Annotated in this window: 21 protein-coding genes and 1 pseudogene; 8 read left to right on the top strand and 14 right to left on the bottom strand. The window is 36.5% G+C overall.

The annotated features are described in order from the left end of the window. The 7 genes from ACQVV1_RS19330 to ACQVV1_RS19300 all read left to right on the top strand — a co-directional run. Positions 1–300 (top strand): excalibur calcium-binding domain-containing protein (locus ACQVV1_RS19330; protein ID WP_336376433.1); only part of this gene is annotated, 300 nt, incomplete at its 5' end. Between the two features lie 202 nt (positions 301–502). Beyond that, on the top strand, positions 503–1,210 hold the full coding sequence (gene ric, locus ACQVV1_RS19325; RefSeq protein ID WP_242251731.1) for an iron-sulfur cluster repair di-iron protein: 708 nt from the start codon (positions 503–505) through the stop codon (positions 1,208–1,210). Positions 1,211–1,418: 208 nt separating this feature from the next. After that, a complete protein-coding gene (gene nirB, locus ACQVV1_RS19320) occupies positions 1,419–3,824 on the top strand; it encodes an NADPH-nitrite reductase large subunit (RefSeq protein ID WP_242251730.1) in 2,406 nt (801 codons plus the stop codon). Positions 3,825–3,839: 15 nt separating this feature from the next. After that, positions 3,840–4,157: a nitrite reductase small subunit NirD gene (nirD, locus tag ACQVV1_RS19315; protein WP_000616692.1), complete on the top strand. Its 318-nt coding sequence runs from the start codon at positions 3,840–3,842 to the stop codon at positions 4,155–4,157. Positions 4,158–4,216: 59 nt separating this feature from the next. Continuing rightward, complete coding sequence (locus tag ACQVV1_RS19310) at positions 4,217–5,641, top strand: uroporphyrin-III C-methyltransferase (protein WP_097949663.1); 1,425 nt, start codon at positions 4,217–4,219, stop codon at positions 5,639–5,641. Further along, positions 5,638–6,348, top strand: coding sequence for a sirohydrochlorin chelatase (locus tag ACQVV1_RS19305; RefSeq protein WP_242251729.1), 711 nt, complete (start codon positions 5,638–5,640; stop codon positions 6,346–6,348). The genes ACQVV1_RS19310 and ACQVV1_RS19305 overlap by 4 nt, the downstream gene beginning before the upstream one ends. Further along, the gene (locus ACQVV1_RS19300; RefSeq protein WP_097949665.1) at positions 6,341–6,811 is read left to right on the top strand and encodes a precorrin-2 dehydrogenase; all 471 of its coding nucleotides are present in this window, start codon (positions 6,341–6,343) and stop codon (positions 6,809–6,811) included. The genes ACQVV1_RS19305 and ACQVV1_RS19300 overlap by 8 nt, the downstream gene beginning before the upstream one ends. Before the next feature lie 193 nt (positions 6,812–7,004). Here ACQVV1_RS19300 and ACQVV1_RS19295 read toward each other — a convergent pair whose 3' ends face one another. From ACQVV1_RS19295 to moaA, 10 genes and pseudogenes are all read right to left on the bottom strand, one after another. Continuing rightward, the gene (locus ACQVV1_RS19295; protein ID WP_431169389.1) at positions 7,005–7,427 is read right to left on the bottom strand and encodes an STAS/SEC14 domain-containing protein; all 423 of its coding nucleotides are present in this window, start codon (positions 7,425–7,427) and stop codon (positions 7,005–7,007) included. Between the two features lie 303 nt (positions 7,428–7,730). Next, entirely contained in the window at positions 7,731–8,648 is a 918-nt protein-coding gene (locus tag ACQVV1_RS19290; RefSeq protein ID WP_242251927.1) for an AEC family transporter, read from the bottom strand. Positions 8,649–8,738: 90 nt separating this feature from the next. Continuing rightward, positions 8,739–8,948: pseudogene (locus ACQVV1_RS19285) on the bottom strand (amidohydrolase family protein); the annotation flags it as partial. Positions 8,949–9,449: 501 nt separating this feature from the next. Then, positions 9,450–9,647: a PspC domain-containing protein gene (locus ACQVV1_RS19280; RefSeq protein ID WP_097949668.1), complete on the bottom strand. Its 198-nt coding sequence runs from the start codon at positions 9,645–9,647 to the stop codon at positions 9,450–9,452. Positions 9,648–9,918: 271 nt separating this feature from the next. After that, positions 9,919–11,088: a nitrate transporter NarK gene (gene narK, locus ACQVV1_RS19275; RefSeq protein ID WP_063222700.1), complete on the bottom strand. Its 1,170-nt coding sequence runs from the start codon at positions 11,086–11,088 to the stop codon at positions 9,919–9,921. Positions 11,089–11,168: 80 nt separating this feature from the next. Continuing rightward, entirely contained in the window at positions 11,169–11,399 is a 231-nt protein-coding gene (gene moaD, locus ACQVV1_RS19270) for a molybdopterin converting factor subunit 1 (protein WP_063222701.1), read from the bottom strand. Then, a complete protein-coding gene (locus tag ACQVV1_RS19265; RefSeq protein ID WP_098198684.1) occupies positions 11,396–11,866 on the bottom strand; it encodes a molybdenum cofactor biosynthesis protein MoaE in 471 nt (156 codons plus the stop codon). The genes moaD and ACQVV1_RS19265 overlap by 4 nt, the downstream gene beginning before the upstream one ends. 44 nt (positions 11,867–11,910) lie before the next feature. Further along, the gene (locus ACQVV1_RS19260; protein WP_242251728.1) at positions 11,911–13,200 is read right to left on the bottom strand and encodes a molybdopterin molybdotransferase MoeA; all 1,290 of its coding nucleotides are present in this window, start codon (positions 13,198–13,200) and stop codon (positions 11,911–11,913) included. 43 nt (positions 13,201–13,243) lie between these two features. Next, the gene (locus tag ACQVV1_RS19255; RefSeq protein WP_242251727.1) at positions 13,244–14,257 is read right to left on the bottom strand and encodes a molybdopterin-synthase adenylyltransferase MoeB; all 1,014 of its coding nucleotides are present in this window, start codon (positions 14,255–14,257) and stop codon (positions 13,244–13,246) included. Positions 14,258–14,274: 17 nt separating this feature from the next. Continuing rightward, entirely contained in the window at positions 14,275–15,288 is a 1,014-nt protein-coding gene (moaA, locus tag ACQVV1_RS19250) for a GTP 3',8-cyclase MoaA (protein ID WP_242251726.1), read from the bottom strand. 279 nt (positions 15,289–15,567) lie between these two features. Here moaA and ACQVV1_RS19245 point away from each other — a divergent pair, with 279 nt between their 5' ends. Then, positions 15,568–16,260 (top strand): Crp/Fnr family transcriptional regulator, encoded by a 693-nt coding sequence (locus tag ACQVV1_RS19245; protein ID WP_097949673.1) that lies wholly within the window; start codon positions 15,568–15,570, stop codon positions 16,258–16,260. 93 nt (positions 16,261–16,353) lie between these two features. Here ACQVV1_RS19245 and narI read toward each other — a convergent pair whose 3' ends face one another. The 4 genes from narI to ACQVV1_RS19225 are packed head-to-tail and all read right to left on the bottom strand — an operon-like array spanning position 16,354 to position 22,759. Next, positions 16,354–17,043, bottom strand: coding sequence for a respiratory nitrate reductase subunit gamma (gene narI, locus ACQVV1_RS19240; RefSeq protein ID WP_097949674.1), 690 nt, complete (start codon positions 17,041–17,043; stop codon positions 16,354–16,356). A gap of 17 nt (positions 17,044–17,060) precedes the next feature. After that, complete coding sequence (narJ, locus tag ACQVV1_RS19235; RefSeq protein WP_242251725.1) at positions 17,061–17,591, bottom strand: nitrate reductase molybdenum cofactor assembly chaperone; 531 nt, start codon at positions 17,589–17,591, stop codon at positions 17,061–17,063. Positions 17,592–17,610: 19 nt separating this feature from the next. Then, on the bottom strand, positions 17,611–19,086 hold the full coding sequence (gene narH / locus ACQVV1_RS19230) for a nitrate reductase subunit beta (RefSeq protein WP_242251724.1): 1,476 nt from the start codon (positions 19,084–19,086) through the stop codon (positions 17,611–17,613). Further along, positions 19,076–22,759 (bottom strand): nitrate reductase subunit alpha, encoded by a 3,684-nt coding sequence (locus tag ACQVV1_RS19225; RefSeq protein WP_242251723.1) that lies wholly within the window; start codon positions 22,757–22,759, stop codon positions 19,076–19,078. Before ACQVV1_RS19225 ends, narH begins: the two co-directional genes overlap by 11 nt. Positions 22,760–22,909 lie beyond the last annotated feature (150 nt).

The raw sequence follows: 22,909 nt of genomic DNA, 5'->3' as shown, positions 1-22,909 counted from the left end.
CTGGCTGATGAACAAGCTCGCAAACAACAAGAAGAGCAAAAACGTCTGGCTGATGAACAAGCTCGCAAACAACAAGAAGAGCAAAAACGTCTGGCTGATGAACAAGCTCGCAAACAACAAGAGGAACAGAAAAAATCACAGCAAACTCAAACACAACCTGCTTCAGGAAATACTAGTAGTGCATATTACAAAAATTGTGCCGCAGTTAGATCTGCTGGGAAAGCTCCCCTATATAAAGGACAACCAGGTTATGACTCACATCTTGATCGTGATGGCGATGGAGTTGCATGCGAAAAATAGTAGTAAAAAAGAAGCTTCTAGTAAGCTTCTTTTTTATTATCAGAAACTATCACGACGAATTCCCCTCCCTCTTCCTTTTATAAAGTTCATTTTATTATACTTAAAACTGACACATAATAAGTGATTTCAATCACCACATTGTTTTTCATTTATCGCTATTCTTAATTTAGATATTACATTCAAACTTTATGGAGGCATTCATATGGAACATACATTTACTGAAACTTCTATTGTCGGTGAGATTGTTACACAATTTCCGAAAGCTAGTGATCTTTTCAAATCATATAGAATAGACTTTTGTTGTGGTGGTAATAAAACACTTATTGATGCAATTAATGAAAGAAATTTATCAGCAACAGAAGTACTTACAGAATTAAATACGCTTTATCATAATACGAAACTATTAAACGAATCTGAAATTGATTGGAAAAATGCTTCTTATCGTGAATTGATTGATTATGTAATTAATAAGCATCATCGTTATTTAAATGAAGAGTTGCCGCAGTTAAGCCCATATGTAACGAAAGTATTACGCGTTCATGGAGCGAATCAGCCTCATTTAGCTCAAATTCATAAGCTATTTCATGAACTTAAAATGGAATTAGAACAACATTTAATTAAAGAAGAAACGAAAGATTTCCCATTAATTTTAGAATTAGAACAAAATCCAACTGATGAAAACTATGCAAAGTTACGTAAAGTAGTAGATGAACTAGAAAATGAGCACAATCATGCCGGAAATATTATAAAAGAACTTCGTAAAGTAACAAATGACTTTACTCCTCCAGAAGGAGCTTGCGGCACTTATCGACTTGTTTATCAACGTCTTGAAGCGTTAGAGTCTGATTTATTTGAGCACATTCATTTAGAGAATAATATTTTATTTCCACGTGCAATTACGAGAGCATAAATAAAGTGCAGGACATGAGTATACATACTTATGTCCTGCTTTTTCATTTTGCGAAAAATATCCACATTCCCCTCACACAAATCCGAATTTTAACAAATTGTGAATCATTATAAAAATGTGATAAATATCACATCTCTCCCTTTTTTGATTTTCTATAATAAAAATATAATCCTTTGTTCAATATTTCACATAAAAAGGGGAAACGAAAATGAAAAAACGTTTAGTTATGATCGGAAATGGTATGGCTGGCATACGTTGTATGGAAGAAATATTAAAACATGATAGTGATTCATATGAGATTACTATTTTTGGAGATGAACCACATCCAAACTACAATCGCATTATGCTCTCTCATGTTTTACAAGGCAAAACAAATATGCAAGATATCATTATGAATGAATACAGTTGGTACGAAGAAAACGAAATAACTTTGTATACAAACGAAAGAGTTCAAAGTATTAACCGAGAAGAAAAAATCATTATCACAGAAAAGAATCGTACTCTTACATATGACAAACTCATTATCGCAACAGGTTCTAGTGCTTTTATTTTACCTGTTGAAGGCTCCACCCTTCCTGGTGTAACAGGATTTCGAACAATTGAAGATACACAATTTATGATTGATACTGCTACAGAAAAGAAAAAGGCCGTTGTCATTGGTGGTGGATTACTTGGTTTAGAAGCCGCAAGAGGTCTTATTGACTTAGGAATGGACGTACATGTTGTTCATTTAATGCCTAGCTTAATGGAGCAGCAACTAGATACGAAAGCCGCTTCTCTTCTGCGCGAAGATTTAGAAGCACAAGGCATGAAGTTTCTAATGGAAAAGAAAACTGTAAAAATTCTTGGCACAGAACATGTTGAGGGCATTCAATTTGAAGATGGTGAAGTTGTAGATTGTGATTTAATCGTAATGGCTGTCGGAATACGCCCGAATACGCAAATAGCAAAAGATGCTGGTTTAATTGTCAATCGCGGTATCGTAGTTAACGACTATATGCTAACAAATGATGAATCCATTTATGCAGTTGGCGAATGTGCAGAGCATGACGGTATCGCATATGGACTTGTTGCTCCTCTTTATGAACAAGGTGCAATATTAGCAAAACATATAACGAATTTACAAACTGATGGATATACGGGCAGTATCGTCGGTACGCAATTAAAAGTTGCTGGTTGTGATTTATTCTCTGCTGGTCAAATTTATGAAGATGATCAAACGAAAGCAATATCCATCTTTGATGAATGTAAACGTTCCTATAAGAAAGTATTAATTCGTGACAATAAAGTCGTCGGTATCGTTTTATATGGTGACACAGCTGATGGTACACGCCTCTTTAGTATGTTAAAGAAAGAAGAAGATATACAAGAATATACACCAGCTTCCATTCTTCACAAAGCTGGTGAAGAATGTGAACTTGACGTTGCTACAATGAGTGCGGATGACACGATTTGTGGATGTAATGGTGTTACGAAAGGTACAATCATTCATGCCATTTTAGAACAAGAGTTAACGACTTTTGAAGAAGTTAAAGGCTGTACGAAAGCCGCAGGGTCTTGTGGTAAATGCCGTCCGCTTGTCGAACAAGTTTTATCTTATACACTTGGAGATGCTTTTGATGCCTCAGCGCAATCTGCCGGTATGTGTGGATGTACACCTTTATCCCGTGATGAAGTCGTAGCGGCGATTCATGAGAAAGGCTTAAAATCACCAAAAGAAGTACGAAATGTTCTTGGTTTTGTACATGAAGATGGCTGTTCGAAATGTCGTCCTGCATTAAATTACTATTTACGTATGGCCATTCCAGAAGAATATGAAGATGATAAATCGTCTCGTTTCGTTAATGAAAGAATGAATGGTAACATCCAGCATGATGGTACATTCTCTGTTATTCCACGTATGTACGGAGGTGTTACAACAGCTGATGATTTAATGAAAATTGCTGAAGTTGCGAAAAAATATGACGTCCCTCTTGTGAAAATTACAGGTGCGAGCCGAATCGGCTTATATGGTGTAAAAAAACAAGATTTACCTAACGTATGGGCTGACTTAAATATGACTTCGGGATATGCGTATTCAAAATCACTTCGTAATGTAAAATCATGTGTTGGTTCTCGTTTCTGCCGTTTCGGTACGAAAGATTCATTAGGACTTGGTATGCTCCTTGAACAATCATTAGAAATGGTAGATACACCTCATAAAATGAAGATGGGTGTAACGGGCTGTCCGCGTAACTGTGCGGAAGTATTGACGAAAGATTTTGGCGTTGTTTGTGTCGAAAATGGATACCAACTTTATATTGGCGGAAATGGTGGTACGGAAGTACGCGAGGCTGATTTTGTAATGGTTGTCCCTACTGAAGATGATGTCCTTCGCATCGCTACAGCTTACATGCAATATTATCGTGAAACTGGTATTTACGGAGAGCGTACTGCCTACTGGACTGAACGATTAGGCTTCGATCACATAAAAGAAATACTGCAAGATGTAAATATGGTCACTAAGTTAAATGAACGTTTCCAAACAGCTCGTGGCACATATAAAGAAGCTTGGGGACAAGCACTAGAAACGAAATCATTAAAAGCGATGTATGAAGTAGAAACTGTGAAATAAGGAGCTGTGATCTATATGATACAAACGAAAGAAAAAATAAAAGTTATGCGTGCAGAAGATCTTCCTATTCAAATCGGTAAAGAGGTACAAATGAAAGGTATGTCTATCGCCCTATTCCGCCTTTCAAATGGCGATATTCGAGCTGTAGAAAATCGTTGTCCTCATAAAAACGGACCATTAGCCGAAGGAATTGTATCTGGTGAATTCGTATTTTGTCCACTACATGATTGGAAAATTTCATTACTAACAGGTGAAGTTCAAAAACCTGATGACGGTTGTATTCAAACATACGAAGTAGAAGTTATTGATGGTGATATTTATATATACATGTAATTTATAAAAGGAAGCCTTCCCCTGGCTTCCTTTTACATAAAAATAGATGAGGTGCGAATATGAACGGATATGTATATTTAGTTGGTGCAGGACCAGGTGATGAAGGACTTATTACAAAAAAAGCGATAGATTGTTTAAAGCGTGCAGATATTGTTTTATATGACCGCTTATTAAATCCTACCTTTCTTAACTATACAAAAGAAACATGTGAACTTATTTATTGCGGAAAAATGCCAAAGAATCATACTATGCGACAAGAAATGATTAACGCACACCTCCTTCAATTTGCGAAGGAAGGAAAAATCGTAGTCCGCTTAAAAGGCGGAGATCCATCTATTTTTGGCCGTGTTGGTGAAGAAGCAGAAACTCTAGCATCTGCGAATATTCCATATGAAATTGTACCAGGCATTACATCTAGCATCGCCGCTAGTAGCTATGCAGGTATCCCCCTCACCCACCGCAACCACAGTAATAGCGTCACATTACTAACTGGACATGCAAAAGGCCCTTTAACCGATCATGGAAAATATAATTCATCCCACAATAGCGACACAATCGCTTACTACATGGGTATAAAAAACTTACCTACAATTTGCGAAAACTTACTACAAGCAGGAAAAAAAGAAGATACACCAGTAGCAGTTATCGAATGGGGTACAACTGGTAAACAGCGCGTTGTCACAGGTACACTTTCAACCATTGTTCTTATCGTCAAAAACGAAAATATTTCTAACCCTTCTATGACAATTGTTGGTGATGTTGTTTCTTTACGTAATCAAATCGCTTGGAAAGAACGTAAACCATTGCATGGCAAGAAGGTTTTAGTTGCATCTGCAACAAATAAAAAAAGCGCAATCAAGCAAATGTTACAAGAGTCCGGTGCAGAAATATATCAAATTCCAACTTTCAAAAAGAAAGAATACACATTAACATCTAAACAAACCAATGAGATTTTTAGCGTTGATCGCCTAGTATTTTGTTCAGCTGAAAGTGTAGAAATCTTGATGCGATCATGCAGTAAACACCAGAAAGATATTCGTTCCTTACAGGCAAAACTGCAGTATATAAACGTTGCCACTCAAGAAAAACTTATGCAATATGGGCTACTAAGTAAACAAGCAGAGTTCTCTTCCGATACTACTGTTTATTTAGGCAGAAATATTAACCGAATTGCTTTTATTCAAGAAAAAATTGGTGCTGGTTCTTATATGATGACTCATGAATATACAATTGACCATCGCTTCGATGAAATTCATTCTCGTATGCTTTCTGAATTCTCATGGGATAGCATTGTATTTGAAGGACGTGCTTCTATTGATACGTTTCTAGCAGAAATAAAACGTCTTGGCTTTATCGATATTCTTACTCTCCCATTCTCCTACACTGATATTCCAACTTTACACTATGCAAATAAAGTCGGATTTCATAATGTAGATCATTCATTACAAGAAATTATTATGAAGAAAGACATGGTGAGACAATGAAAGGAATCGTATATGTTGGACACGGGAGCCGGCTTCAAGAAGGTAACGAACAATTCATTCACTTTATTCAATCTGTTATAAAAGAACGTAACGAAAGGATTCAAAAAATAGCCTTTCTGGAACTAACGACACCTACCATTTCGGATGCAGTTACAGAAGCAATACTAGAGGGTGCAACTGAAATAATGATTGTACCTGTTTTATTATTTGCAGCAGCTCACTATAAATGTGATATTCCTTTGGAGATAGCGAAAATGAAAAAGCAATATCCACATATCTCATTTTCAGTTGTACAACCTTTTAGTACGCATCCGCATATGGTTGAACTTGTAGTAAAAAGAATACGTGAAACTATGCCAATGCAAGGTAGTAGTGTTTTACTCGTAGGGAGAGGTAGTAGTGACCCCCAGCCGATACATGAGTTACAACAAATCGGAGCAGCTGTCGAACAAAAACTCGGTATGCGAGTATGTTGTTCCTTTTTAACGAAAGGAACGCCCTCTTTTACTGCTGAGCTCAAGACTATAACATCGACTGCATCTCATGTATATGTCATGCCTTACCTTCTCTTTACTGGATTATTGCTTCAAAAAATTAAGTTGCATACAAAAAAATACGATCACGTTACAACTTGCAACTGTCTTCAGTTTGATACATATATGAAGTTAACATTATTAGAACGAATGGAGGAATGTGTGTATGTATAACATGTACCCTCTTATGCTTAATCTAAATAAAAAAGTGGTTGTTATCATTGGTGGAGGTAAAATTGCATATCGAAAAGCGTCTGGATTAAAAGATACAGGCGCTTTTGTCACCGTTGTCAGCCCAGAAATTTGCAAGGAAATGAAAGAACTTCCTTATATTAATTGGAAGCAAAAAACTTTTTCTAATGATGATATTAAAGATGCTCATCTTATTTATGCAGCTACAAATCAACATGCTATAAATATGATGGTCAAACAAGCCGCCCATGATTTCCAGTGGGTTAACGTTGTAAGTGATGGTACAGAATCATCGTTTCACACACCTGGTGTCATCCGACATGATGAATATGTTGTCACTATTTCAACTTCAGGTAAAGATCCATCGTTTACAAAGCGTTTGAAGCAAGAACTAACATCTATTTTTCCTAAACTTATAAAAAAGCTTTCTCGTACTCACAAATAATAATCTATTTCTTAGCTAAAATAGTAATTACCTTTGGACAAACGTTTTTTAGAAACGTTTGTCCTTTTTGTTTTGGTTCCTTTTTTGAAATTCCACAGGTAATCTGCGCAGAAAATGAATGGTGTTGGCAACTTGTAAACAAGTAAATTTTATGACAAGTGCAACATTACGAGCAACTCGTCCAATTCAGTTTTTATATTGGGTATTCATTCAACCAAATTAGCGCTTGTTCATAATAATCAAAAAATCTCACAGATTCTTTTGTATTGGATTGTTGCAAATAATTCAGTATCTCCCCTTCTTCAAGAAGAAATGCAATTGCCTTACTATGATTCAAAATAGTTTCATTGAAGAACTTATCTTTCCATACTTTTTGAACAGAAAAATGATTTGGAGTGTATCCTTTTCTATCTACCAATAATTTGTATTTCCGCCCCTCGGAAATAAATTGCTGACAAACCTGCTCAAAGCTATTAAACCATTCATACACATCGTCTGTTTTAATCTGGCCAATTAGATGGGTAACAATCAAATCTCCCGAAACCGTTGTGCTAATATTCTGTTTACTCAACTTAGAATCATCCCCCTTAGTTACAATTATGCGGAAAAACCGCATAAAATCAATAAAGATAAAATTCTTACTTGACACACCCACCCCATCGCTATCAACCTAAGCTCATGTAACGTCAATTATAAGCGAGATTGTGTCTTTTTTCGCAAGTCTATATGTAGATGCTTTAAAGATTTGCATACGAAATAACCCCTAATGAGTTTCCTTTTTTGAATTAAGTCGCTTGATTATCAGACATCGTACAATTGGAAACGAAACCCAATATATTAAAGACAGTTTTCTTCTCATATCGATGGGATTTCCGTCCATCATTTACCGCCTCAAATCTATTCGTTTTTGCACGTATATTCAAAACAAAATATATGACAAATAAATAACGACAGTTACTGTAATAATGCTGAAAAGTGTTGAAAATAAAACGATTTGTGCATGTAATTCAGGCTCTATTTGATACTCCATAGCAATGGTTGATGTATTTCTTGAAGTAGGAAAAGAACTTGCAATAAATAATGATTGTGCAACAATACCATCAATGTTTAGTAGGTAGATCATGGCAAGTGCTAATAATGGTCCCATCAGTAACCTTCCAATTAAAGCCCATGTTATGACTCGATGGGAAAAATTAAGCTTAATGTTGGATAATTGCGCTCCTAGCAATATGAGTGCTATTGCAACAAAACTATTCGCAAGCTGATTAAGAGGTAGAAAGATAGAATTAGGTATTTGAATTGTAAAAGATTGAAAGAGACCCCCTAATACGAGCGCATGAAATACAGGCAGTCTTAGAAATGATTGAATAATACTTCCGATTGTTTTTGTTGCTGATAGTAAGTTATATATCCCATATGAATAAGTTAGAAGATTCTGGAAGATCACAATAAAAATCTGAATGGAAACCCCCACTGGATTGTGACTGAAAATCAATTGACTTACTGGTAATCCATAATTACCGGAATTCATTAACGAAATGCTATTTTTTAGAGCTGCACTTTCTCCTTTTTCTAACTTTAATATTTTCGAAATGAAATGACTTACTATGATCAGACTCAGACTATAAAGCATTAAATAGTATATTATTTGGAGCAACAGATCTATTTCTATACTAATATCATATATATTCACAAATACAGCTGCTGGCATCAAGCAATAAGTAATAAGTGTAGATAGCTGCTTTAAGTTAAATTGAAACTTTCTTTGTAAGATTGCACCAATTAGCATCAATATTAATATTGGTAATATCACGTCTAATATAATAAAAACAAACATGTAAAACCTCATTCCAAATATATTATAGTTGGATTAAACTCTTTACTAAATATGGAATGGACAAATTTAATTCAAATGTAGCCCCTGACGCTACCTAAAATACCATTTGAAAGCATTCGTACACAGAATGTTTTCAGTAGCTTGTTCATCAAATAGCTGTTGAATTAATTTGACATCTCCATACTCAAAAGGTATTTTTGCTCTTGTAGATGGTAAATCTGTTCCAAACATAAGTGCATCTGGGTTCACTTCATAAATCAACTTTAAGGCATTCTCAACATCTAATTTGCCACGACCAAATCAATAGCTTTCACAATTTCCCTCCCTCTCTTTTCTTTAACATATCAAATATGACTCATAAAGAAAATTATGGATTATTTATACAAATTCATAATTTTATCTTATCGACCTAAACTTTATTCTTTATTTTAAGTGTACTTTTTCACAATATCCATTAGCCTTACCAAAAAATCTGGCCCTAAAAATATGAAGTTTTTCTTGTTATAAATACAGTCATATGTTGTTAAAACTTTGTAATATTAATATATATTATATTTTTATATAGATTAATAGATAACCTTTAGAAAGGAGCGACTATTTATCGATTCGTTAGTGATCAATAGTCATCGTTTAATTCAAAAGTTAATATTTTCGTTCTCGATATATTCCGAATGTTTTATGAGGATTTTTCGTTTGTTCATTTCAGTCTTATAACAATCGTACTGTTGCTTTTACTTTGGAAACTTTCAATAAACAAAAAACTGAGTTCTCGATTGTAGAATTAGATTTAAGTTCATACATTTATCTCTTAATTTCTTTATCTGTAGGCAAAACAATTGCAGCTATTATATAAATTAACACTGTTAATCCACTAGTAAAAAAGGCTGATAATGCAGTTACTATACGAAGGATACTTACATCAATTCCATACTTGTCGCTTAAGCCACCTAATACACCTGATACTTGTTTATCTTTAGTGGACTTATATAGTTTTTTCATCTAAACACCCCCGATCCAATTAAATGTTTATATTCTAAAAATTAGTTCGATCTTTGGAAGAATTTTAAGATTCCTTTAACTAACCAGCCCTTTAATTGAATAACTTCTGACATCTATATTTTAACATAAAATCCCATAAGCCTTCTGTTTTTCATTTTAAAACCACATTCTTTTAGAAAACAAGCGTTTGTTGAGATAGCAATAAAAACATGTTGAAACCTATTACTAAAAGAACCATCCCAAAATACTTTGGGACGGCTCTTTTTCTTTATTAATGATTCTTTAACATCACTAACAGTTTCTCTTGGCTATACATCCATACTGTAATGATTAAACAAGCAAGTGCAACTTCTGATAATGCCATAAATCCAATTGCATAATGACCTGTTAGTTGGAATAGTAAAGTTAAAATTAGAGGCGGGAAGAAACCTCCTAGTCCGCCTAAAGCTGAAACGAGGCCATTTACAATACCAGCTTGTTCTGAGAAATACATTGGAACGAGTTTGAAGATTGTACCATTACCGATACCTGCACAAAATGCGACTAGTAGGCAACCAAATGTATACACGTTCATACTAGGCATAAATGATAAAATAATACCTGAAAGTGTTAAACCGATAAATACGAAGATTAATATTTTAAATGGATTAAACTTATCACCGAGCCAACCACCAATCGGACGCATAATTGTTGCTAATACGATGAATCCTGCTGTCCGCATACCTGCATCTACTTTATCTAAGCCGAAGTGAGATACTAAGAAGTTTGGTAAGTATACTGTAAATGCGACAAATGATCCGAATGTTAAAAAGTAAAAGATACATAAAAACCAAAGTTTTTCATTTTTATATACACCTTTTATTTGTTCCATTAATGGTGTATTCACCTTTTTCTCCTTACGATCACCTAATAAAAAGTTCATAAGTGCAAACGCTGCAAGTAAAACTAAATAACATTGTACTGTCGTTCTCCAGCCAACTGAAGTTGCGATAACTGGTGCTAAAAATGAAGTAATTGCTGTTCCAGCGTTACCGACACCGTAAATACCATTTACAAAACCGTGACTCTCTTTCGGAAAGTATTTTGGTAAAGAAGTTACTCCTACAGAGAATACAGCACCACCGATTCCTACAAATAATCCACCAATAATTAAATCCATCATAGAATTGGCAACACTAATATAAAAGACAGGAAATAATAATAGAATAAAACTAATAAAGAATAATTTTCTTGCTCCGAAACGATTTGTCCAATAACCAATTGGAATGCGAAGAACAGAACCTAAAATAACCGGTACTGCTGTTACCATAGAAATTTGTCCCGCAGTTAATGGGATATCCGCTTTAATATAGGGCATTAATGATGATAAAATAACCCACACCATAAAACCGATAACTAGATTGGAAGTTTGTAAACTTAATTGAAAATTAGGACTTTTCATCCTGTTCCCTCCTATGTATGCATAGTTATATTCATTCCCTCCAGCCTAATCACGTACTTACATGATTAGGCTGAAAAGAATCAACCACCACTTACTGGCGGAATCATTGCTACGACATCGCCAGTTTGAATGATGTCACCCTCATTTGCATACTCTTCATTTATAGCGACCATTATCTCACTTGAAATCACTACGTTGTATTTCTTTATGAGAACTTCCTTTAGTTCAGCAACCGTAATGTTTTCACAATCTATGTGCAAGGACGGCTTACTTGCTTCTTGCAAATGTGCAAATAATAGTACTTCAATCATATTCTCATCTCCTTTCCAGGCTCACCATTACCATATTCTGTTTTCTCTAACTGATCGCCTATCCATGACTCTCCATCTTCCCAAAACTCTTTTTTCCAAATCGGAACAATTTGTTTTATACGCTTCATAATATATTCATTTGCTTCATAGGCCGCTTTCCGATGTGGTGTAGCAACAGCAACGACAACAGCCAAATCAGAAATTTGTAATGTACCAATGCGATGTGTAATTGCCACATATGTTCCAGGCCATTTCTCCCCTACTTCGGTACCAATTCTCTCAAGCTGTTTCTCCGCCATTGTTTTATAAGCTACATACTCTAAATAAAGCGTACGACGGCCTTTCGTAAATTCTCTAACAGTGCCAATAAAAGTAGTAACCGCACCACACTCACGCCGAATTACTTTGTTTGTAACTACTTCAATTGAAATAGGTGTATCAATTACTTCATAATACGTATGTGTCATTTTGCACCTCTTATCTTCGTATAAGTTAGCAATCTATTTTTCTATTACTTGTATGATCGAAGTGGTTCTTTCCATGGCCACTCACTTCCCATGTTCGATTCCAATAATAATACCGAAACAGTTATCCCTGCTTCAAATCCTCTCGTCCCTCCCGGTAGAACGATAAATGTATTCGCTTCTGCAAGGGAAGAAATTGCGCTAGATTTATCTAAACCAACTGGTGTAACTTGTAATTGACCATCTACAATCTCTACTCTCCCTCTTACAAACCGAGTAAACGGATTTGCTTTCGGAAAGTCTTTCTGTAAAATTGCCTCTGCACGATATACGTGCGGATCTTTTCTATGCAAGTATGTTCCAATGACTGGTCGAACATATAATTCACATCCGACATAACAAGCTGAAGGATTACCAGATAGACCAAATAATAGTTTTCCTTCTAACTCAGCTACAGTTGTCACACTTCCTGGTCGCATTGCTATTTTATTGAAAAGTACATTAGCTTGTAATCTCTCATAAATAGCAGGTAAATAGTCATAGTCTCCTACCGAAACGCCACCAGTTGTAATTAAAATATCGACTTCTTTTATCGCTTTTTTCACAGTGTTATAACACGTCTCAAAATCGTCAGCGAATTGTCCATAATACTGTACAACTCCGCCCGCTCGTTCAATTTGTGCAGCTATCATATAGGAGTTACTATTTCGAATCTTCCCTGGCTTTAATTGTTCATGTACTTCAAGCAGTTCGCTTCCTGTCGTTACAATTCCAATAACCGGCTGTTTTACAACATGTACTGCACTATAACCAAACGTAGCAAGAAGTGCTGCCACTCCAGGATTAATAACAGTCCCTTTTTTCACAAGGATGCTATTTTGTTTTACATCTTCTCCTTTAAAAGAAATGTTATCACCGGCGGCGAAGGAGCGTTTTAATTTCATATACGTCTTTTCTTTTTCTTCAAATCCTTCCGTTAGCTCTAACATAACAACCGCATTACACCCTTTCGGAATTGCGGCTCCTGTCATAATACGGACAGCTTGAAATGCTTTCACTTCTTCTGTAAAAACAAAACCTGCTCCAATTTCACCAATCACTTCAAACAGAATGGGATTACTGCTACTTGCTTCTTTTGTATCTTCTGCTCGAATCGCAAACCCGTCGTATGGAGAGCGATTAAAATGAGGGATATCATGATCTGCAATAACATCTTCTCCAAGAATTCTTCCGTAACTTTCTATAAGAGAAACCTCTTCTATTTCACCTTGATGAGCGTATTTCATTACTCGTGCAACTGCTTCTGCCACTGAAACTGGTATACGTGTTTGTAACATTCCTTTTTCACCTCGTTTTAATAAGGGGACTCTTTCTCTATATTCATCCTATATATTTTGCATATAATCGTTTTGCTATTTTCACATCATTTGTTCCATGAATAAATGCCCTACCGTCTGCAAATAAAACGAAACGATATTCATCAATTAGAAACGTTAATAAGTACGGCGTTTTTTGGACATGTACACTTTTTTGTAATCGTTTTTGAATGTCGTTTAAATTTAGAACTCCCTTTATTCCTGGACGGATTTGAACTGTATTCCGGCCGCATAGCACTTCCGTTTTCATCTGTGATTCAAATGTTAAACTTGGGTACGTACGTGCATTTCCGCAAGATGGACATGTGCTTTTCTTCTGTCTATTTACTTTTAATGAGAGATATTGATTACTCCAAATATCAAATGATAACATTGTTCCTCGTAGCGCCTTATAATCGTCCACCAATATTTTCATCGCCTCTGTTACTTGATGAGCAACAACCATTTGTACAGCTGGCTGAATGATCCCTGCTGTATCGCATGTTGCACCACCCATTGGATGATCCATTAAGCAGCGAAAACAAGGTGTTTTCCCTGGAAGAATTGTATACGTTACACCGTAACTTCCAATGCACCCACCGTATATCCAAGGTATACTTTCTTTATGTGAAATGTCATTTATAAGTAGACGCGTATCAAAATTGTCAGTCGCATCTAATATGAGATCCACTTCTTTTGTTAACTCTTCTATTTCTTGCATTGTGACATCCGTTACAATTGGTTCAATTTCCACTTCAGAATTAATCTTTCTTAAATGTTCTGCCGCTGCAATTGCTTTTGGTTTACACTGCTTTGCATCTTCTTCTGTATATAACTGTTGCCGCTGTAAATTACTCCATTCTACGTAGTCACGGTCAGCAATTGTCAATTTCCCAATTCCCATCCTAACGAGCGCTTCTGCATTTGCAGCCCCTAATGCCCCCGCACCAATTAGGAGCACATGCTTTTCTCTTATTTTTCTTTGTCCTATTTCACCAATTCCAGAAAATAAAACTTGCCTTGAATAACGCTCCTTCATAAGGAATCCTCCTTTCATTATCCACCAATGTAGGACATTTCAACTTTTGGACGTTTATTTGTACTTTCAGCAGTTCTTTCATCTGAATATCGATCTGTTCTAAACTCCCATGTATGTTGGAGAATTTTTAGTAGTGAGGCATCCGAAATATTTTTTCGAAGAAGAGTTCGCAAATCCGTTCCTTTTTCTCCAAATAAGCACGTATAAAACTTACCGTCTGCCGAAATACGAGCTCTCGTACAAGAAGAACAAAATGACTCAGATACTGAAGTAATAAATCCAACTTCGGCATCGCTTCCTACATATCGATACACTTTCGCTACTTCTCCAAAGTAACGAGGCTGGGCGGGCTCAATCGGATATACATGATTAATTTTCTCTATTAATTGTTCCTTCGTAATGACTTGTTCAAAGTTCCATCCGTTCGTACTGCCAACATCCATAAACTCAATGAAACGTAACTGTATTTCTTGTTCTTTAAAATACTGAGCCATAGGAAGAATTTGACTATCATTCATTCCTTTTTTTACGACCATATTTACTTTCACTTCTAATCCAGCTGCCTTCGCTGCTTCAATTCCTTTTAATACAGGTTTTGTGCTTACATTTCGGCCATTTATTTTTTTGAAAACATGATCCTCTATTGCATCTAAACTAATATTTACGCGTTTTAATCCCGCAACTTTTAGCGCCTTAGCTTGTTTTGCTAAATGAATTCCGTTTGTTGTGAGCCCAATATCTTTTAAGCCTCCTATCTTTGCAAGTCTTGCAATTAACTGCGGTAAATCTTTACGCAATAACGGTTCGCCGCCAGTAAGCCTAATTTTATCGACTCCCATACTTATAAATAATCGTGCTAGTCTTTCTATTTCATCGAACGTTAATAAAAACTCTTCCTGTAAAAAAGCGTAATCAGGTCCGAACACTTCAGCAGGCATACAATATGTGCACCTAAAATTACAACGATCAATAACTGAAATGCGTAAATCTTGAAGTGGCCGCTTTAATGAATCTTTCATTTTCTCGTGCATCTATATCCCTTCTTTTCTACCGCGATCCTTAGTAAGCTTTCAATTTTTTTATTTGCCTTTATTATAAAAAAGAAGCTACATATTCAATGTGACATTTCTCACATCACTTTCCCCATTCAAAAAATCTTCACAAATCCGTTCGAATTTTGTTCACATCTTCAGTCTCTCCTCCTTACGGTCATTGAAATTTTACTTTATTTTTAAAATAGCTCTTGCATTTTCAGCATATTTACACTCAAAATAGGAAATGTATTGCTTATAAGAAGAAAGGTGATTGCTGTGGCAAACAGTATGACATTATCTCAAGATTTAAAGGAATTACTTGCATCTGTTGAATATAAAATGCAGATTAAAAAGGGGAGTTTTATTTTTCAAGAAGGTATGGAAGCAACAGAACTCTATATCATCCACTCAGGAAAAGTACAAATTAGTAAACTAAGTGCTGACGGGCAAGAATTAACACTCCGTATTTGTTCGGCATACGACATTATTGGAGAATTAACATTATTCACGGACAATGCGAAGTATTTATTAAATTCAAAATGCCTTGAAGATGTTGAAGTAGGAGTAATAAAGCGTGAAACCTTAGAAAAAGCATTACTCCAAAAACCCGCACTTGTATTTGAATTTATGAAATGGATTAGTGAACATCTAAGAAGAATGCAAACGAAGTTCCGAGATTTAGTATTACACGGCAAAAAAGGTGCCCTGTATTCTACTCTCATACGAATGACAAATAGTTATGGTGTGTTAAAGGAAAATGGTATTCTCATCGATTTACCATTAACAAATCAAGAACTTGCTAATTTCTGTGCAACTTCACGTGAAAGTGTAAATCGGATGTTAAATGAATTAAAAAAGCAAGGTACAATTTCTATTCATAAAGGAAAGATAACAATCCACGATTTACAATTTTTAAAATGTGCAATTGCATGTGAAGATTGCTCTGCCTCTGTTTGTAGTATTGATTAGCATCTTATTTAGATACTTATACCTATAAGGAAAGCCGAGGTCTCCAATTAGGTCTCGGCTTTCCTTATAAATTACTAAACATATAAAACTAAATTATTTTTTCAATTCATTTGGAATACGTCTTCTGTAAATTACATAACTACGGCTTAAGTATTTAATTGGGGCACTAAATACATGTACCAATCTTGTAAATGGCCATACTGCGAAAAGCCCCATTCCTGCAAGAATATGAATTTTAAACCACACCGGTACTTCCATCATATATTCAACTTTCGGTTGAAAAAGAAAGAGACTTCGGAACCAAGGACCGATCGTTGTACGATAATCAAATCCTTTTGAGTCGATATTTAAAAACGTTGAAGAAAGTCCTGCTAACATTACGATAAGTAATAAAATAAGCGCAATATAATCTCCTTTTGTACTCGTTGCAATGATACGTTTTACTGTTACACGGCGGTACGTTAGTATAATTAAACCGATGATAGAAGCAACACCTGCTGGAAGCCCGAAACTAATTGCTACTACATGGTACATATGCTCTGAAATACCTATTGAGCGGTATACAGCCTCTGGAATTAAAATCCCCATAACATGGCCGCCAATTACGAACATGATCCCAAAGTGGAATAATAGACTTCCGATTCGGAGCATTTTCTTTTCTAATAGTTCACTAGATTTTGATGTCCATCCAAATTGATCATAGTTGTATCTAAAAATATGTCCACCGATAAAGATTGCAAAAATGATATAGGGAAACAATACCCATAGAAATTGATCCATCATTTCGACAACTCTCCTTTCTAATTTGTCTGTACACCCCATGTATCGATAGCGAGTAGTACAGCCGCAAGAATTGGCTCATACATACTTCCTGCTTCTTTTAACTGAACGTGTAATGCTTGTATATTCTCTTTGTATTTACTCATAATCGGTTCACTGTCTTGCTCATTTGCATTTGCAAAAAACTCAAGCAAAAGTGGTAAATAATCAGGTAGTTCTTTATCTGTTACTTCAAAACCAGATTTTTTATAATGCTGTTTTAGCTCTAGTAATTCAATACCTCTTTCTCTTTGTTCACCAGTGTTCATATAAGTAAGATACATATTTGTCTTTTTACCAAAATCGAATGTATATACGTAACTATCAATGAGTTGATCATTCGTTTTATCCAGTGCTTGTTTTACAAATGCTGTAAGTGAAGATTTAACATCTGCCTGTTCAATTACTGCAACCTCTTCTTGCAATTCAGTTACAGCTTCTCTCCACCCGAGTTCCGGGTAGGAGAGAAGGAATGAAGAACATGAAAAAGCAGTTTGTAAACTTTGTTTCATATTTTTCTGCCCCCTTTATTTAAGAAATTGTCATACAAGAACCTGGACCACCTGCGAATGATAAACCACAGCTTCCTTGTTCACTATATAAATCTGCAACTTGTTCACGGTGAGACGTTGGGATGACAAAGCGATCTTTATATTTTGCGATGGCAAGAAGACGATACATATCTTCTACATCCTGTTTTGTTAAGCCAAGTTCTTTTAATACAGCTTCATTTGGTTCTTTATTAATTTGCAATGCTCTCATATGTGTTCGCATAACAGCCATTTTTTTCAATGTAAGTCGAATATGTGATTCATCTCCTGCAGTGAGTAAATTCGCTAAATATTGAATTGGAATACGCATATTATCAATAGCAGGGAAAATCTCTTCTGCTTGCCAGTTGCTTCCTTTCCCTTCCACCATGTTCATAATTGGACTAAGTGGCGGTATATACCAAACCATTGGCATTGTACGATACTCTGGATGAAGAGGTAGGGCAATTTTCCAATCGATAATCATTTTATAGATTGGCGACTGTTGTGCCGCTTTAATCCATTCTTCAGGAATGCCTTGTTTTTTCGCTTCAGCTGCTACTTCAGGATCATTTGGATCTAGGAAAACAGTAAGCTGAGATTCATATAAATCTTTTTCATCTTCAACAGAAGCTGCTTCTTTTACTTTATCAGCATCATATAGCATTACCCCAATATATCGAATACGTCCTACACATGTTTCCGAACAAATTGTTGGCATACCAGCTTCAATACGCGGGAAACACATTGTACATTTCTCAGCTTTATTCGTTTGCCAGTTAAAGTACACTTTTTTATATGGACAAGATGATACGCAGAATCTCCATGCCCGACATGCGTTTTGATCCACAAGAACAATCCCATCTTCTTCACGTTTATACATCGCACCAGATGGACAAGATGATACGCAAGATGGATTCATACAATGTTCGCATATGCGTGGTAAATACATCATAAAGACATTCTCAAAATCTGTTTTAATTTCTTCTTCCATTTTCTTTACGTTCGGATCTTGCAATCCTGTTATATGTCCACCAGCTAAATCATCTTCCCAGTTTGGACCCCATTCAATTTTGTCGATAAATTCTCCTGTAATTGCTGATTTCGGACGAGCAACTGGCTGATGCTTACGCTGCGGACTATTTGTTAACGTTTCATAATCATAGTTCCAAGGTTCAAAGTAATCATCGATTGTTGGTTGATCTGGATTATGGAAAATATTCATAAGGCGTTTCATTTTCGAACCGGATTTTAGCTGAATTTCACCATTTTTTAATTCCCAGCCGCCTTTATATTTCTCTTGATCTTCCCATTGCTTCGGATAACCAATACCAGGTTTCGTTTCTACGTTATTGAAGTACATATATTCAGCACCTGGACGATTTGTCCAGGTGTTTTTGCATGTTACGCTACAAGTATGGCAGCCGATGCATTTATCTAGGTTCATTACCATTCCGACTTGTGCTTTAATCTTCAAGCCAATCTACCTCCTTCAGTTTACGGATTACGACATTTAAGTCACGCTGGTTCCCAGTCGGACCATAGTAGTTAAATCCATAGCTTAATTGGCCATATCCACCAATCATATGTGTTGGTTTAACATGAATACGGGTTGGACTATTATGCGTTCCCCCGCGGGTGCTTGTTAATTTCGTACCAGGCACGTTAATGTGGCGATCTTGTGCGTGGTGCATAAATGCCATTCCTCTCGGTATACGGTGCGTTACGACAGCACGTGCTACAACAACACCGTTACGGTTAAAGCACTCGATCCAATCATTATCTGCAACGCCAGCTTCATTCGCATCATCTTTATTCATCCAAACAGTTGGACCACCTCTAAACAGCGTTAACATCGGTAATGAATCGAAATACATACTATGAATCGACCACTTATTATGCGGTGTTAAATAGTTTAGTGTAATTTCTTTTCCTTCTACTTCGGGACGTGATTTACGGAACGGTTTATGTTGCAGAATTGGTTTAAATGTTGCCATCGTTTCACCGAATTCTTTCATCATGTCATGATCTAAGTAGAAAGATTGTCGACCCGTTATCGTTCTCCAAGGGATAAGGCGTTCCACATTTGTTGTAAATGGCGAATAACGTCGTCCACCTTTTTCAGAACCTGTGAAGGCTGGAGAAGTGATTACTGTTTTCGGTTGTGCTGTAATTTGTTCAAAAGTGAAGCATTCTTCTTCACGTTCTTCTGCTAAATCACGTAGTTTTAAATCCGTTTGTTTTTCAAGGGCTTCCCATGCTTTTACAGCCATATGACCGTTTGTTGTAGAAGAAAGTGTTAAAACCGCCTCAGCAGCATTGATTGCTTCTTTTATGTCTGGGCAACCTTTCGCAATAGAATCTGTTCGAACAACTCCTAATTTGCTCTTTAATTGCTCATACTCTTTTTCTGCTGACCAAGAGATCCCTTTTGTACCAATCGGTTGTTTCCCGGCATTCGGTCCAAGTGCTGTCATTTTGTCATAAATCGTTTTATAATCCCTTTCGACAACATGAATTTGTGGCATTGTTTTACCTGGTATTGGTTCACACTCACCTTTGCTCCAATCTTTAATCTTCCCAAGTGGTTGCGCTAATTCTTGCGGTGTATCGTGAAGAAGTGGTGTTGCAACAACTTCTTTCATTGGTTCAAGATTGATTTTCTCCGCTAAATCTGACACAGCTTTAGAAAGAGAAGTGAAAATATCCCAGTCAGAACGTGCTTCCCATGGTGAACCGATTGCCGGATTAAACGGATGTACAAATGGATGCATATCTGTACTGCTTAAATCGTGTTTTTCATACCAAGTTGAAGCTGGTAAAACGATATCAGAATAAAGTGCTGTTCCAGCCATGCGGAAATCTAAATTAATAAGTAGATCAAGCTTCCCTTCTGGTGCGTCCTCATGCCACTTAATTTCTTCTGGTCGTATTGAATCACTATCATCATTCATTAATCCGTTTGTTGTACCTAATAAATGTTTTAAGAAATATTCGTGTCCTTTACCGGAACTTGAAATTAAGTTTGCACGCCATACGAATAAGTTGCGAGGGAAGTTATTTTTATTATCTGGATCTTCAATCGCAAATTTCAGTTCTTTTTCTTTTAATTTTTGTGCAACATATTTCCCGATTTCTTCTTGCGTTTTTGCACCAGCGGCAACAGCTTCTTTATATAATTCAATCCCATTTTTCTCGAATGTCGGATAAGAAGGTAACCAGCCGAGTCGTGCTGCTAATACGTTATAATCACCGTGATGTTGATAACGTGAATTACCTTCAATTGGTGATGCTAAATGGCCAACAGGTGTATCTTCATAACGCCATTGGTCTGTTACGAAATAGAAGAAAGATGTACCATTTTGTAATTTTGGTGGCCCTTGCCAATCTTTTGCCATCGCAATCGTTTGCCATCCTTCTGCTGGTCGTAACTTTTCTTGGCCAACATAATGTGCCCAACCTCCGCCGTTTACACCTTGTGCCCCCACGAGAAGAACAAGATTTAAAACGGCACGATAAATCGTATCAGAGTTAAACCAGTGGTTAATGCCAGCTCCCACAATAATCATCGAGCGACCATTTGTATCAACAGCATTTTGTGCGAACTCACGAGCGATTTGAATAATAAGCTCTCGTTTCACTCCTGTCATTTTCTCTTGCCATGCAGGTGTAAACGGCATATCATCATTGAAGTCTTTTGGCTCTTGTCCGCCAAGTCCTCGGTTCACGCCGTAATTTGCTAACGTTAAGTCGTATACAGTTGTAACAAACACTTCGCCTTCTTCTGTCATAACTTTTTTCACTGGAATCGTACGTTCTAATACTTTGTTTCCATCATCGGAGAAGTACGGAATTTGCACAGTTCCAACATTATCTTCCATTCCAAGTAAAGAAAGACGTGGATCAATCTTTTCGCCTGTTTCTTCATCCTCTAAACGTAAGTTCCATTTCTTTTCGTTATCCCAACGTGACCCCATTGTGCCGTGAGGTGTTGCAAAATCATTCGTGTTTTCGTTCCATAGTACAGGTTTCCATTCTCCTAACTTTGTTTCACGTCCAATATCAGAAGCATTTAAGAATCGATCCGCAACGAATTGGTCTCCTTTTTGTTTCAATGTAACGAAGAAAGGAAAATCAGTATATTGCTTCGCATACTTTGTGAAGTATTCCACTTGATTATCTACGTAGAATTCTTGTAAGATCACGTGCCCCATTGCCATCGCAAGTGCACCGTCTGTACCTTGTTTCACACTAATCCAATCATCCGCAAACTTTGTTGACTCAGCGAAATCAGGACTTACTGAAACGACTTTCGTTCCTTTATATCGAACCTCCGCTAAAAAGTGTGCATCTGGTGTTCTTGTCATCGGTACATTTGAACCCCATGTCATAATGTAACCAGAGTTATACCAGTCACTACTTTCTGGTACATCTGTTTGATCACCCCAAATTTGCGGAGAAGCTGGTGGTAAATCAGCGTACCAATCATAGAAGCTAAGCATCGGTCCGCCCATAAGTTGCATAAAGCGGCTACCAGCAGCATGACTTAACATCGACATAGCTGGAATTGGTGAAAAACCAACATTTCGGTCTGGACCGTATTTCATTACTGTGTAAAGTAAAGAAGCTGAAACGAGTTGTAATACTTCATCCCAATTCGCACGAACGAATCCCCCTTTACCACGTGCCTGCTTATATTTGCGTGCTTTTTCAGGGTTTTCTACAATACTTTTCCAAGCGTCTAGTGGTGATTCGTTATTTTGTAGTTCTTCTTGCCACATACTCCAAAGAACACCACGTACATACGGATATTTCACACGAAGTGGACTATAGATGTACCAAGAAAAACTTGCTCCACGTGGACATCCTCGTGGTTCAAAATCAGGCATATCTGGACCTGTTGTTGGATAGTTAAGCTCCTGCCCTTCCCAAGTTACAATTCCATCTTTCACATAAATGTTCCAACTACATGAACCAGTACAGTTCACGCCATGTGTAGAACGGATTACTTTATCATGTTGCCAACGCTTTCTGTACACATTTTCCCATTCGCGATCTTCATATGTTTCTTGTGTATGATTATCGTTATAACGATCTATTGGCGAAAAATATTTTAAACGTCTCATTAGTGCTGAAGGTTTCTTCTTCATACTGTCCACTCCTTTAATACGTCTCTCTTACATACCCTTACTATAAGAGAGGTTGTAAAATACAGATGTGACATTTCGCACAGTTCAAGAGATTGTCAAAAATTCCGGAAAAAATATATAAAAGTGAAAATCTAATCATTGTGGAGGGTT

The organism is Bacillus basilensis, from assembly GCF_050630465.1.
Lineage (GTDB): Bacteria > Bacillota > Bacilli > Bacillales > Bacillaceae_G > Bacillus_A > Bacillus_A basilensis.
This window is presented reverse-complemented; position numbering and strand designations above follow the sequence as displayed.

Excerpts from the sequence above, each read along its gene's own strand:
- ric (WP_242251731.1), top strand. The coding sequence starts at position 503 with ATGGAACATACATTTACTGAAACTTCTATTGTCGGTGAGATTGTTACA.
- nirB (WP_242251730.1), top strand. The coding sequence starts at position 1,419 with ATGAAAAAACGTTTAGTTATGATCGGAAATGGTATGGCTGGCATACGT.
- nirD (WP_000616692.1), top strand. The coding sequence starts at position 3,840 with ATGATACAAACGAAAGAAAAAATAAAAGTTATGCGTGCAGAAGATCTT.
- ACQVV1_RS19310 (WP_097949663.1), top strand. The coding sequence starts at position 4,217 with ATGAACGGATATGTATATTTAGTTGGTGCAGGACCAGGTGATGAAGGA.
- ACQVV1_RS19305 (WP_242251729.1), top strand. The coding sequence starts at position 5,638 with ATGAAAGGAATCGTATATGTTGGACACGGGAGCCGGCTTCAAGAAGGT.
- ACQVV1_RS19300 (WP_097949665.1), top strand. The coding sequence starts at position 6,341 with ATGTATAACATGTACCCTCTTATGCTTAATCTAAATAAAAAAGTGGTT.
- ACQVV1_RS19295 (WP_431169389.1), bottom strand. The coding sequence starts at position 7,427 with ATGCGGTTTTTCCGCATAATTGTAACTAAGGGGGATGATTCTAAGTTG.
- ACQVV1_RS19290 (WP_242251927.1), bottom strand. The coding sequence starts at position 8,648 with ATGTTTGTTTTTATTATATTAGACGTGATATTACCAATATTAATATTG.
- ACQVV1_RS19280 (WP_097949668.1), bottom strand. The coding sequence starts at position 9,647 with ATGAAAAAACTATATAAGTCCACTAAAGATAAACAAGTATCAGGTGTA.
- narK (WP_063222700.1), bottom strand. The coding sequence starts at position 11,088 with ATGAAAAGTCCTAATTTTCAATTAAGTTTACAAACTTCCAATCTAGTT.
- moaD (WP_063222701.1), bottom strand. The coding sequence starts at position 11,399 with ATGATTGAAGTACTATTATTTGCACATTTGCAAGAAGCAAGTAAGCCG.
- ACQVV1_RS19265 (WP_098198684.1), bottom strand. The coding sequence starts at position 11,866 with ATGACACATACGTATTATGAAGTAATTGATACACCTATTTCAATTGAA.
- ACQVV1_RS19260 (WP_242251728.1), bottom strand. The coding sequence starts at position 13,200 with ATGTTACAAACACGTATACCAGTTTCAGTGGCAGAAGCAGTTGCACGA.
- ACQVV1_RS19255 (WP_242251727.1), bottom strand. The coding sequence starts at position 14,257 with ATGAAGGAGCGTTATTCAAGGCAAGTTTTATTTTCTGGAATTGGTGAA.
- moaA (WP_242251726.1), bottom strand. The coding sequence starts at position 15,288 with ATGCACGAGAAAATGAAAGATTCATTAAAGCGGCCACTTCAAGATTTA.
- narI (WP_097949674.1), bottom strand. The coding sequence starts at position 17,043 with ATGATGGATCAATTTCTATGGGTATTGTTTCCCTATATCATTTTTGCA.
- narJ (WP_242251725.1), bottom strand. The coding sequence starts at position 17,591 with ATGAAACAAAGTTTACAAACTGCTTTTTCATGTTCTTCATTCCTTCTC.
- ACQVV1_RS19225 (WP_242251723.1), bottom strand. The coding sequence starts at position 22,759 with ATGAAGAAGAAACCTTCAGCACTAATGAGACGTTTAAAATATTTTTCG.